Genomic DNA, 12,356 nt, shown 5'->3' with positions numbered 1-12,356 from the left:
CGATCAGTCAGAGGGGAGAGCATGGCACCTCGGTTGGAGGCGGCCCCGAAGAGGGGGTTGTGAGCCATGGTGCCACAAACCGTCAACTGTTCCCGAGCGTCGTGATCGAGCGAGTCGACGCGTGGCGTAGCTTTGCGACCGTGACGGACGACCTGGGAACCCCTTCGAGCACGGACGCGCGACGCGCCAGAATGCGGCTGACCATCGCGCTCATCGGGCTCGCGGCCGCGGCGCTCCTGGCCGCGACCATGCGAGCTGGCATGCAGCTCCCGCAGCCGTTCGACGCGCTCGGCGGCTACCTGCTCGTGTGGGTCCCGCTTGTCGGTGCGGTGCTGCTCGCCCGGTTCGCCGTCTCGGCTCCTCGTGGAAGCGCGCCGGTGATCGGCCTCGCCTTCCGACCGATCGACCTGCTCTGGGGGCTGGCCGCGGGGCTCCTCCTCCGCATCGTCGTCAGTGTCCTCGAGGTGGTCGTCTACGGCTCATTGCCGGCGACGGCCGGCGGCGGAGCGCCGACCGGGAGTGCGCTCATCGTGATCTCGTTCATCGTCGCGGTGCTTGCGGCCACGGTGATCGCCCCCGTCGTGGAGGAGCTGTTCTTCCGAGGACTGCTGTTGCGATCGGTGCGCGGCAGTATGCCCGGCCGGGCGGCTTGGATCGCCGTCGTGACCTCGGCAGCGCTGTTCGCTTCGCTCCACGTCGTGGTCGCCAGCGGGCCGTCGGAAGCACTCGTCACCGGTGTCGGGACGTTCCTCGTCGGCCTCGGCGCCGGCGCCGCCGCAGTCCTCACCGGGCGCCTCGGTCCGGCCATCGTGACGCACATCGTCTTCAATGCCTCGCTCCTCGTGCTCGGTGTGACCGCCGTGACCGGTGGAACAGGCGTCGTGATTGAATAGCGCCCATGCCGTCCCCATCCGACGACCGTCGTTCATCTTCCGGCGATCGCCCCGCCGCCCGACGGTCCGAGGGGTCGAGTCGCGCTGACGGCTCTCGCCGCAGATCGAGCGCCAGTTCGCGCGCCCGTCGCCGGGAGGGTGCGCGTGACGAGCGGCTGAAGGTGCGCCGTCGCAGGACGCTGCTCATCGTCGGTGGTCTCGTCCTCGTCGTCATCGCCGCCGTGGCTTGGATCGGCGTGCGCGCGTTCCTCGCCAAGGGCGAGCTCGAAGCGGCCGTTCCGCTGGCACAGACGGTTCGCGAGCAGGTCGTCGCCGACGACCCCGGTGCGGCCGGCAAGACCGCACGCGAGCTGGCTGCGCATGCGCGATCGGCCGCCGGCCTCACGAGCGATCCGATCTGGCGAGCCGCTGAGGTCGTCCCATGGGTCGGGCCGAACCTCACCGCCGTCCGCGAGTTGGCCGGGGCGACCGAAGACGTCGCGGTCGGCGCCATCACGCCGCTCGTGAACCTCGCCGGCCCGTTGCGCCCGGAACTGTTCAAGCCCGTCGACGGCGCGGTGCCGCTCCAGCCGATCGTCGACGCGCAAGAGGACGTGCGCAAGGCTGACGACGCTCTGGAAGGTGCTGCCAAGCGAGTGCGGACGATCGACGACGGCCTGCTCATCAGCCAGGTCCGAGGCGCGGTCGACCAGTTGCGGCCCGTCCTCACCGAGACCGCCGACACCGTGGACGCGGCGAGACGCGCGATCGACCTGATGCCGGCCATGCTCGGCGCCGACGGACCGCGCACGTACCTCGTGATGTTCCAGAACCCGGCCGAGCCGCGCGCGAGTGGCGGGAACCCCGGCGCGCCCGCGCCCATCGGGACCGATGGCGGACGCATCACGTTGTTGCAGCAGGCGTCCACCGCCGACTTCCCGCGGTTCCCGGAACCGGTGTTGCCACTCGCGAGCGACACGGCCGGCATCTACGGGAACATCACCGGTCGATGGTTGCAGAACGTCACGCTGACGCCCCGGTTCCAGGAATCGGCCCAGCTGGCCTCCGAGATGTGGCTCGAGCGATTCGGAACCCGGGTCGACGGTGTGCTCAGCATCGATCCGGTCGCCCTCGGCTACCTGCTCGACGCGACCGGCCCGATCCCGCTCGCGACCGGCGACGAGCTGACCTCGGCGAACGCGGCCGCCCTATTGCTCAACGAGGTGTACATCCGGTACCCGGCCGGTCCCGATCAGGACGCGTTCTTCGCTGCGGCGTCGGGTGCGGTCTTCGACCGGATCGCCTCCGGGAACTTCGACCCGACCGCGTTCATCGGTGCGCTTGCGAAAGCCGGTTCGGAACGACGGGTGTTGATCTGGAATGCGGCCGAGACGGAACAGGCCCTGCTGGACGGGACGACGCTGACAGACCTGCTGCCGACCGCGGCCCAGGCGCCCAACGCGTTCGGCGTGTACATCAACGACGCCACCGGCAGCAAGATGGGCTACTACCTCGACGTGCAGGCGGCTGTCGGGACGGCGCAGTGCGGCCCCGACGGAAGACTCCTCGGCCTGCGATTGACCCTGACGAACACTGCACCTGCTGACGCGGCGACGACGCTCAACGACTACATCACCGGCCAAGGCCAGTACGGCGTACCCAAGGGCAGCTTCCGGTTCCGGGTGATCGTCTATGCGCCCCCCGGGTCCATGCCGGGCGGCGTCGAGCGCGATGGGGCAGTGCTCCCATCGCAGCCGGCGAGCGACGGTGAGTTCCCGATCACGCAGTTCGCGATCGAACTCGCGCCTGGCGAGAGCACGACCGTCGACCTCGGTGTGACGGCGTATGACGCATCGGGAACCCCGGAAGTCGTGGCCACGCCGAAAGTTCATCTCTCTGAAACACAACAGGCGTCCATTAACTGTGAATTTGCTCTACAGTAAGGACTGTTGTCGCTCTTGACCCGTTTTCGGGGGGTGTCGGGGAGGCACGATCTACTTCCGCCGCACGACGACAGCGTCAAGGCGGTCGGCTACAGCACTGTCATCGCACCAGCACACCTGCAACGCCTTCAAGGGGACACTCATGATCAAGAAAATCACCGCGATCTTCGCGCTGGTCCTCGCGGGCCTGTTCATCGCGCCTGTCGCAGCCAACGCCTTCTACGCTCCCGACGGATCCGTCACGGTCAGTGGCACGATCACGCCGGGCGGCACCAGCACGGTCGCCTTCACCGCCGGATCCTTCCAGCCCGGCGAGACGGTCTCGTTCACGCTGACCGGTGAGAACGCCTCGGGCGCCACCCTCGCGGCGGTCGACTCGAAGTCGCTCCAGAAGACGGCTTCCGGAACGGGCGCCGTCAACCTCAACGTGACGCTCCCCAGCAACGCGTCCGGCACGTACACGGTCACGGCCACCGGCCTGACCTCGCTCGTCACCGTGAACGCGACCCTCACCGTCACCGCTGCCGGCTCCGGCTCGGGCGGCAACGACAACGACCTCGCTGACACCGGCTTCGGCGCTCCGGCGTTCGTCGTCTGGGGTGCAGCCGGCGCAGTCGCGCTCGGCGCAGCGCTCATCGCGGTCCTCGTGATGGTTCGTCGCCAGCGCGCTTCGCTCGCGGCCTAGCCACACCGCGGCTCACGCCGCACACGAAACGGCGGCCGGTGCTTCTGCACCGGCCGCCGTTTCGTCGTTCCCGGACCCTACGCGTCGTCGCTCGGGTGGTCGGGGTCCTCCTCCTGGTTGAAGTTCGAGGCGTCGGGGTCGTGACCGACCGCGAGGCCGTCCTCGCTGTTGGGGATGGTCTGGTTCTCGCCCAGGCCGCCCGGCTTCGGCGTTCCCTCGCTGCTGTTCTGGTCGGTGTCGTTCGTGTCGTTCGTCATGGGGACAGGTTAAGAGGTACGCGAGCGCGCGTGAGCAGGCTTGACAGGGTGCGCGGGCGGCGGTTCTTGGCCCTTCGACAGGCTCAGGGACCAAGGGGACCGACTATCTTGCGGAAAACGGATAGGCCGGGACATACCTCCCTTCCGGGGGACAGGGGTGCGGCAATACCCTTCGAGCAACCAGGGTCCGGTCGTCGGATCCTCCACGACCGAAACGAGCATCATGGCCACGACCGCTGGTACCAAGACCGCCCCCACGCCGATCGTCATCTCCTTCTGGCTGTGGGTCGTCTCCGCCGTCCTCTCCGTCATCTCCGGCGTCACCGCCGCGATGTCGGCCGGAACCGTCGCCGAGGCCGCAGCCGAACAGTCGGCCTCGGGAGGCGTGCTCTCCTCGAGCGTGCTCCTGATCTCGACCGCCGTCGGCGCGTTCATCGTCGGCGCACTCCACGTGCTGTTCGCCTTCTTCATGCTCCGGGGTCGCAACTGGGCTCGAATCGTCCTCACCGTGGTCGGCATCCTCTCCGTCCTCGGCTCGATCACCGGGCTGATCGCCCTCAACCCGCTCTCCTTCATCTTCGTCATCGTGACCGTCGTCGCGATCGTCCAGATGTACGTGCCGGCAGCACGCGAGTACTTCGCCGCGAACAAGCGATGAGCGACCACTCCGCTGCACCGGCGGAGACCGCCCGGCGCCCGGGCTCGCGCCAGGAACGGGCCGAAGCCCGCCGCGCCGAGGCGCGCCTGCCCTACGCCCCCTCGCCTGACACCCGGTGGGGTACCCCGACCGCGCTGGTGACCTTCGTCGCGATCATCGCGCTCCTCGTCGTCGTCGAACTCGCGCGAACCTTCGGCGTCCTGTCCGGCGAGGTCGGCACGATGATCATGTGGATCATCTTCGACGGCGGCATCCTCGTCGCCCTCGCGATCGTCTGCCGCACCTGGGGAAGCGGGTCCTGGGCGAAGGACTTCGGACTCCGCTTCCGCTGGTTCGACGTGTTCATCGGGCTCGGTTCCGCCGTCGGCATCCAGCTGATCGGCGGCATGATCGGCCAGTTCGTCATCGGCCTCACCGGCGAGACACCCAAGTCGAACATCGCCCCGCCGTCGCCAGAGCTCGTCTGGGTACTGGTGAACACCGTGTTCGTCACCGCGATCGTCGCGCCGTTCTGCGAGGAAGCGCTCTTCCGCGGGCTCCTGCTCCGCGGGTTCCGGAACACGATCCTCCGCGGACGGACGACGAACGGCGTGCGCCGAGGTGCGGCGACGCCCTCGACCGCCCGACGTCGCACCGCGGCCATCGTCTCGGTGGGAGCGAGCGCACTGATCTTCGCCATCGTCCACCTCTACGAGGGCTGGGGCAGCCCGGTCACCATGGTGACGCTCGGACTCACCATCCTCGTGCTCGGCACGGTGAACGGTGTCTACGCCGCGACGACCCGACGCCTCGGACCGGGCATCTGGACGCACGTGTGGTTCAACACCTTCACGGTGCTGCTGACGCTGGCACGCAGCGGCAGCTGAACCCGGGCGCCGGTCCCTGGGCGAAGCGGGGAGCCCGTGGGCCCTTCGACAGGCTCAGGGAGCCGCGGAGGCTCAGGGACCGGCGGAGGCTCAGGGACCGGCGGAGGCTCAGGGGCTGGCGGAGGCTCAGAGACCGGCGGGGACCGAGGGGTCAGGAGGCGGCGGGGCGGATGCGGCGCTCGTAGGCGGCGTCGGCCGCGAGGACCGCACGCACCCGGGCGAGGTCGAACTTCGGCTGACGATCGAAGTCGTAGACGCCGTTCTGCTCCTGGAACGTGTCGGTGAGCTGCGTGTAGCAGTAGCCGAACATGTTCTCGTCGTCGGTCAGCACCCGGACGAGCCCCGCGAAGCGCTCGTGGAACTCCTCGACCGACGCCACCCTCGCCCCATAGCCCCAGGAGTCACCGCCGGTGTCTGCGGCGGCGAGCTCCGCGTTCCACCAGATGCCGCCGAACTCCGACACGAAGAACGGCTGCCCCTCGTACGGCAAGGAGATCGTGCGTCCGTCCTCGAGGTTCGTGAACGGCTCTCCGTCCGCGATCCCGCGCTGCTCGACGGCGAACGCCGCCGGGTCCTGCTCGTACGAGTGCGCGTCCCACACGTCCGTCTCCCGCACCCGGTGCGCGTAGCCCGAGGCGTCGATCACCGGGCGACTCGGGTCGATCAGCTTCGTCGCGAGGAACATGCCGCGCGTGACGTCGTCGAGGACGGTCACGCGGTCGTGCAGGGTCTGGTGCGTCTCGTTCAACGGGCACCAGCCGATGATCGACGGATGGTTGACGTCACGCTCCAACGCCTCGACCCACTGCGTGATGAACGACGCCGTCGGACCCTGGTTGTGACCGACCGTGCCCGCGCCGGACACGCCCCAGTCGCCGAACTCGCCCCACACCAGGTATCCGAGACGGTCCGCGTGATAGAGGTACCGCTCCTCGAACACCTTCTGGTGGAGCCGCGCACCGTTGAATCCGGCGTCCAGGCCGAGCGTGATGTCGGCCACGAGCGCGTCGTCATCCGGGGCGGTCATGAGCGAGGACGGCCAGTACCCCTGGTCGAGCACGAGCCGCTGGAAGACATGCTCGCCGTTGATCAGCACCGCGGTGCCGTCGATCGCGACACTGCGCAGCCCGGCGTAGCTCGAGACGCGGTCGGTGACGTCGCCCGCACCATCGCGGATCTCGATGTCGAGGGTATAGAGGAACGGGTCGGCGGGACTCCAGAGCCGCTGGTGGTCCGCCGGGACCTCGAGCCGCACCGACGGCGACATCGTCGAGCCGAGCTGCGCGGTCTCGCTCGCGACGACGACACCGCCGGCGGACAGGGTCACCGTCGCAGCCGCACCGGCGGCGTTGCGACTGGGGACGAGCGTGCAGTCGAAGCGCGCGGCGACCGCATCGGGGACCACGGTGAACCGCCGCAGGTGCAGCTCGTCGACGGCCTCCACCCAGACCGTCTGCCAGATCCCCGTCGTGCGGGTGTAGTAGCAGTCGGTGTTGCCGTACCAGGTGGCCTGCTTCCCACCGGCCTTCGGCTCGTGGCGGGTGTCGCGGGCGCGCACCACGATCTCCAGCTCCTGGCCCGGCTCGACGGCACCGAGCGGCACCCGGATCGGCGTGAAGCCACCCCGGTGCCGCATCGCCTCGACCCCGTCGACCCACACGGTCGTGTCGTGGTCGACGGCACCGAAGTGCAGCACGCCGTGCTTCCCCTGCCAGCCGGCCGGCACCGTGAACCGCGTGCGGTACCAGACGGCCTCCATGAAGTCCGTGTGCTCGACGCCCGACGCGGCCGACTCCGGCGCGAACGGGACGAGGATGCGGTCGGTCAGTTCGCGGCCGAGGAGCCCGCGCTCGAGCCCGCTGTCGCCAGCATCGATCTCGAATTCCCACAGGCCGTTGAGGTTGACCCAGCCATCACGGACGAGCTGCGGCCGGGGGTACTCCGGGCGCGGCTGCGGCGTGGAGTCGGCGCGGCCGCTCGGCAGCGGGGAGGGGAAGAGGAGAGGGTGCGTCATGGGTGTCGTTCCGATGCGTCGTGATGGGTGGAGGTGTCGTCGGCCCTTCGACAGGCTCAGGGACCGGGGGTGGGGATCAGAGGCCGAGGGCGGTTAGGCCCTTCGACAGGCTCAGGGACCGGGGGTGGGGCTCAGGGACCGGGAGCGAGCTCAGGGATCGAGAGGGCGGAGCCTGTCGAAGGGCGGGGGAGTTGCTACCGTGCGTCGTCGACGGCCTTCGTCAGCTCGGCGACGAAGGCTTCAGCGGCCTCCTTGGGGGTGGTTTTGCCGAACTGGACGTCCTGGTTGTAGCGGCCGAGGATCTTCTCGCTGTCGCCGCCACCGACGGGCGTGATCGCCGGCGGGGTGCCGGACTCCTCGCGCGCGGCGTCGACCACGCCGGCCACGATGCGGTCCGTCGGCGTCAGGTCGGGGTCGATCGCCTTCTGGAAGTCCGGGTTCGCGGGCATGCCGCGCTCGGTGCCGAACAGCTTCGCGACCTCGGTGTCCGTCGTGAGGAAGTCCACCAGCAACGCCGCCTCAGCGGGGTGCTCGGACTTCGACGAGACCGACCAGTACATCGACGGCTTCAGGTACTGGAATCCCTCGGACGAGTCCTTCGCCGCCGGGAACGGCAGCAGGTCGAGCTGGTGGTCGGGTGCAGCGGCCTGGAAGGCGGTGAGCACCGACGACGGCTGGAAGGTCATCGCGACCTTGCCCGTGCTCATGTCCATGAGGTCGATCGCCACACCGTTGCCCTCGGCCAGCTGCGAGGCGCTCGGGGCCGCGCCGCTCTCGATCTGGTCGAGCGCGTACTGCCAGTAGCTCTCGACGACCTCGGGCTTCAGGATGACCTTGCCGTCCTTGTCGTAGATGTCGTTGCCGTGCTGCCGGGCCCACAGGGTGAGGGTCGGCATGTCGCCGCCGAAGGGGGACATCCCGTGGACGGCACCGCCCGAGGCCTCGGTCACCTGCAGGGCGACCTCGTTGAGCTCGTCCCAGGTCCACGTCGTCGCGTCGGGCAGCTGGATCCCGTACTGCTCGAAGATGGACCGGTTGACCATGAGACCGACGGTGCCGACACCGATCGGCACGCCGTAGAGCTCGTCCTTGACCTTGCCCTGGTCGAGCACCTCGGCGCTGAGATCGGAGGTGTCGAGGAACTCGTCGAGCGCACCGAGGTCGGCGAGGGCACCGCGCTGGGCGTACGAGGCGAGGTAGAGCTGGTCGAACTGCATGACGTCGGGGGCGTCTCCGCCGGCGACCGTGGTGGCGAGCTTGTCCCAGTAGCCACCCCACTCGGTGGACTGACCTTTCACGGTGATGTTCGGGTACTTCTCCTGGAAGAGGTCGATGGCCGCGCGGGTGCGCTCGTCGCGGGCCGTGGCACCCCACCAGTTGAAGGTGATGGTGACGTCCTCGTCGCTGAGCGCGGCGTCGCCGTTCCCGCCGCCGACGGCGCAGCCGCTGAGGGCGAGCGCCGAGATGGCGGTTGCGGCTGCGAAGCCGAGGAGACGGGACCGGGATCGTGGTTGGCGTTGCATGATGCTCCTTTGCATGGGGTGGATCGGTTGGCCCTTCGACAGGCTCAGGGACCGGGTTGTGGACTCAGGGACCGGGTTCTAGACCGAGGGACGTCGGTCCCTGAGCCTGTCGAAGGGTGGGAGGGGCTCAGCTCGCGGCGGTGATCGCCGTGCGGAGTTCCTCGATGTAGGCCTTCGCAGCCTCGGCCGTGGTCTTCCTGCCGAACTGGACGTCCTGGTTGTACCGGGCGAGCATGGACTCCGCGTCCTCGGCACCGACCGGCGTGATGCCGGGTGCGTCGCCCGACAGTGCGGTCGCGGACTCGATCGCATCGGCGACGATCTGATCGCCGGGCGTGAGGTCCGGCGCGACCGCCTCCTGGAAGGTGGGTGTGGCCGGCATGCCGCGCTCCGTGCCGAACAGCTTGGCGACCGCCGGCTCCGAGGTCAGGAAGTCGATGAGCAGCGCCGCCTCAGCAGGGTGCTCGGACTGCGACGAGACCGTCCAGTACATGGACGGGCGGACGTACATGTAGCCGTCCGTCGCGTCCGCATCCGCCGGGATGGGGACGAGGTCGAAGGCGCTGTCGGGCGCGGCGGCCTGGTAGGCGGTGACGAGGGCCGACGGTGCGAAGGTGAACGCGGTCTTCCCCGTCGCGATGTCGGACAGGTCGAGCGCGGAACCGGCCTGCTCAGCCAGTTGCGATGCCGTCGGTGCGGCACCGCTGTCGATCTGCGCGAGCGCGTAGTCCCAGTAGTCGGTGAGGACCGACTCCTCGAGGATGAGCTCGCCCTCGGTGTCGTAGACGTCGTTGCCGTGCTGCCTGGCCCACAGGGTGAGCGTCGGCATGTCCCCGCCGAAGGGGGTGATGCCGTGCACCGCGCCACCGGATGCCTCCGTCACGGCGAGTGCCGTCGCCGTGAGGTCGTCCCAGGTCCACGTCGTGGGATCGGGGAGATCGACGCCGTACTGCGCGAGGACGCTCGTGTTCACCAGGACGCCCGTCGACCCCACGCCGGCCGGGACGCCGTGCAGCTTGCCGTCGACCCTGCCCTGATCGAGGAGCGGCTCCGGGAACTCCGAGGTGTCGAGGACGTCGGCGTACTCGTCGACGTCGGCGAGCGCTCCGCGCTGCGCGTAGGAGGAGAGGTGCGTCTGGTCGAACTGCATCACGTCGGGTGCGTTGCCGCCGGCAGCGGTCGTGGCGAGCTTGTCCCAGTACCCACCCCACTCGGTGGATTGCGGCTTCACGGTGATGTTCGGGTACTGCTCCTCGAACAGGTCGATCGCCGCTCGGGTGCGCTCATCGCGCGCACTCGCTCCCCACCACGCGAACGAGATGGTGACGTCCTCGTCGCTGAGGGACGCGTCGCCGTTCCCGCCGCCCACGGCACAGCCGGTGAGGGCGAGTGCGGAGACGGCGGTGACGGCCGTGAAGCCGAGGAAGCGGGACCGGGGGCGGGGGTGGCGTCGCATGGTTCTCCTTCGGGAGGGATGGAACGGGATGAGGATGGCCCTTCGACAAGCTCAGGGACCGGGTTGTGGCTCAGGGGCCGGTTGGAGGCTCAGCGACCCAGCGGTCCCTGAGCCTGTCGAAGGGAGGGGACCGGCTTCGGGGGCTACTTGCCTCCGGTGGTCGCGATGCCCCGCAGGAGGAAGCGCTGACCGAACAGGAAGGCGAGGAACACCGGCAGCAGGGTGACGACGCTCATGGCGAAGAGGGCGCCGTAGTCCGATTGCGACTGGGTGTCGACGAACGAGCGGAGGGCGACCGACGACGTGTACTTGTCGGGGTCGGTCACGAAGATCAGCTGGCCGAAGAAGTCGTTCCACGTCCAGATGAAGGTGAAGATCGCCGTCGTCGCGAGAGCCGGGGTCATGAGCGGGAGCATGATCTGCACGAAGATCCGCAGGTGCCCGGCGCCGTCGATGCGCGCCGCTTCGTCGAGCTCCCGCGGGATGCCGCGGATGAACTGCACCATGAGGAAGATGAAGAACGCGTCCGTCGCGAGGAACTTCGGAACGATGAGCGGCAGGTAGGTGTTGATCCAGTCGAGCTGGGCGAAGATGACGTACTGCGGGATGATCAGCACGTGGATCGGCAACATCATCGTGAGCAGCATCGCCGCGAAGGCGAAGCGCTTGAACCGGAACCGCAGCCGGGCGAAGCCGTACGCGGCGAGCGAGCAGGTGAGCAGGTTGCCGATGATCGAGCCGACGACCACGATCGCCGAGTTCGCCAGGTAGCTGCCGAACGGCTGTGCCAGAGCGTTCCAGCCGTTCGTGTAGTTCGACGCCTCGAAGGTGTCGAGCACGAGGCCCGGGTTGTCGAAGATGTACCCGTTCGGGCGGAGTGAGGACACCACCATCCACAGCACGGGGTAGAGCATGAGCAGCCCGAGCAGGATCAGCAGTGCGTGCTTGCCGATACTCGAGATCCGCTGCCGACGCAGGAGCTTGGCGCGCTGAGCGTCGCCCCGCTCGCGACGGGCGGCCGCATCGGGCGAGAGGCCGTCCTCGGACGAGGGGCGGGTCTTGAGGTCAGTCATCGTAGAACACCCAATACTTCGAGGCCCAGAAGTTGATGGCCGTGGCGGCGGCGATGATGATGAGCAGGAGCCACGCGATCGCCGACGCGTACCCCATCTGGAAGCTGCCGAAGCCCTTCTGGTACAGGTAGAGCGTGATGAACAGCGTCGAGTCGGACGGCCCGCCCGATCCGTTCGACACCACGTAGGCCTGCGTGAACGACTGGAACGCGCCGATGATGCCGAGCACGAGGTTGAAGAAGATGATCGGGCTGAGCAGCGGCAGCGTGATCGACCGGAACTGCGTCCACCGGCCGGCACCGTCCGTCGACGCCGCCTCGTAGTACTGCCGCGGGATCTGGCGGAGCCCGGCGAGGAAGATCACCATCGGAGCACCGAACGTCCACACGTGCAGGATGATCAGCGTCGACAGCGCGGTGTCGGGTTCCGAGATCCAACCGGGGCCCTGGATACCGAAGACGGCGAGCAGGGCGTTGACGAGGCCGCTCGAACCGAAGACGAGGCGCCAGAGGACGGCGATCGCGACGCTGCCGCCGAGCAGCGACGGCAGGTACAGCACCGACCGGTAGAACGAGAGTCCGCGCAGGCCGCGATCCAGGAGGACCGCGATCGCCAGGGCGACCATGAGCTGCAACGGCACCGAGACCAGGACGTAGGTGATCGTCACCCCGAGGGACTGGTGCAGGCGGGGGTCCTCGACCATCCGCTGCGCATTCTCCAGCCCGGTGAAGTTCGGGTTCTGGAGGAGGTTGTAGTCGGTGAAAGACAAGTACAGCGAGACGAGGACCGGCCCGAGCGTGATGACGAGGAAGCCGATGATCCAGGGGCCGAGGAAGAGGAGCGCCGCGCGGTTGTCCCGGAACTCGGAGGCGTCGCGATGCTTGATCGCCCCCTTCGGCGTCCGCAGCGCGCGCAGCTCGTTGAGCGCGCTCATGTGGCGGCTCGGGTGATGGGTGGTGGGCTCTCGAACATGCTGCGCATCTCCTTCGACTCGCTGCGACCGTGCTGA

Annotated in this window: 11 protein-coding genes; 5 read left to right on the top strand and 6 right to left on the bottom strand. The window is 68.6% G+C overall.

Annotated features, from left to right (window positions below; all coding sequences use genetic code 11):
• Window positions 1–140 precede the first annotated feature (140 nt).
• From EAO79_RS18520 to EAO79_RS18510, 3 genes are all read left to right on the top strand, one after another.
• Window positions 141–893: a CPBP family intramembrane glutamic endopeptidase gene (locus EAO79_RS18520; RefSeq protein WP_124769929.1), complete on the top strand. Its 753-nt coding sequence runs from the start codon at window positions 141–143 to the stop codon at window positions 891–893.
• A gap of 161 nt (window positions 894–1,054) precedes the next feature.
• Window positions 1,055–2,815 (top strand): DUF4012 domain-containing protein, encoded by a 1,761-nt coding sequence (locus EAO79_RS18515; protein WP_124769928.1) that lies wholly within the window; start codon window positions 1,055–1,057, stop codon window positions 2,813–2,815.
• Window positions 2,816–2,957: 142 nt separating this feature from the next.
• Window positions 2,958–3,500 carry a hypothetical protein gene (locus EAO79_RS18510; protein WP_124769927.1) on the top strand — a complete coding sequence of 181 codons (543 nt, stop codon included), beginning with the start codon at window positions 2,958–2,960 and terminating at the stop codon, window positions 3,498–3,500.
• A gap of 77 nt (window positions 3,501–3,577) precedes the next feature.
• Here the strand turns inward: EAO79_RS18510 and EAO79_RS18505 are convergent, their stop codons facing one another.
• Window positions 3,578–3,757 carry a hypothetical protein gene (locus EAO79_RS18505; RefSeq protein WP_064296076.1) on the bottom strand — a complete coding sequence of 60 codons (180 nt, stop codon included), beginning with the start codon at window positions 3,755–3,757 and terminating at the stop codon, window positions 3,578–3,580.
• Between the two features lie 223 nt (window positions 3,758–3,980).
• On the opposite strand from EAO79_RS18505, the gene EAO79_RS18500 reads away from it, so the two are divergent.
• Both EAO79_RS18500 and EAO79_RS18495 read left to right on the top strand, forming a co-directional pair.
• Entirely contained in the window at window positions 3,981–4,415 is a 435-nt protein-coding gene (locus tag EAO79_RS18500) for a hypothetical protein (protein WP_079706833.1), read from the top strand.
• Window positions 4,412–5,281 (top strand): type II CAAX endopeptidase family protein, encoded by an 870-nt coding sequence (locus EAO79_RS18495; RefSeq protein WP_124769926.1) that lies wholly within the window; start codon window positions 4,412–4,414, stop codon window positions 5,279–5,281. The genes EAO79_RS18500 and EAO79_RS18495 overlap by 4 nt, the downstream gene beginning before the upstream one ends.
• A 151-nt stretch (window positions 5,282–5,432) precedes the next feature.
• Here the strand turns inward: EAO79_RS18495 and EAO79_RS18490 are convergent, their stop codons facing one another.
• The 5 genes from EAO79_RS18490 to EAO79_RS18470 form a co-directional block, all read right to left on the bottom strand.
• On the bottom strand, window positions 5,433–7,295 hold the full coding sequence (locus tag EAO79_RS18490; protein WP_124769925.1) for a glycoside hydrolase family 2 protein: 1,863 nt from the start codon (window positions 7,293–7,295) through the stop codon (window positions 5,433–5,435).
• Window positions 7,296–7,489: 194 nt separating this feature from the next.
• On the bottom strand, window positions 7,490–8,818 hold the full coding sequence (locus EAO79_RS18485; RefSeq protein ID WP_164486980.1) for an ABC transporter substrate-binding protein: 1,329 nt from the start codon (window positions 8,816–8,818) through the stop codon (window positions 7,490–7,492).
• A 127-nt stretch (window positions 8,819–8,945) separates the two neighbouring features.
• Window positions 8,946–10,274, bottom strand: coding sequence for an ABC transporter substrate-binding protein (locus tag EAO79_RS18480; RefSeq protein ID WP_124769923.1), 1,329 nt, complete (start codon window positions 10,272–10,274; stop codon window positions 8,946–8,948).
• A 143-nt stretch (window positions 10,275–10,417) separates the two neighbouring features.
• On the bottom strand, window positions 10,418–11,347 hold the full coding sequence (locus tag EAO79_RS18475; RefSeq protein ID WP_085512504.1) for a carbohydrate ABC transporter permease: 930 nt from the start codon (window positions 11,345–11,347) through the stop codon (window positions 10,418–10,420).
• Window positions 11,340–12,281: a carbohydrate ABC transporter permease gene (locus EAO79_RS18470; RefSeq protein ID WP_079706839.1), complete on the bottom strand. Its 942-nt coding sequence runs from the start codon at window positions 12,279–12,281 to the stop codon at window positions 11,340–11,342. The genes EAO79_RS18475 and EAO79_RS18470 overlap by 8 nt, the downstream gene beginning before the upstream one ends.
• Window positions 12,282–12,356 lie beyond the last annotated feature (75 nt).

The sequence above is a fragment of the Plantibacter sp. PA-3-X8 genome (assembly GCF_003856975.1).
Classification (GTDB): domain Bacteria; phylum Actinomycetota; class Actinomycetes; order Actinomycetales; family Microbacteriaceae; genus Plantibacter; species Plantibacter auratus.
This window is presented reverse-complemented; position numbering and strand designations above follow the sequence as displayed.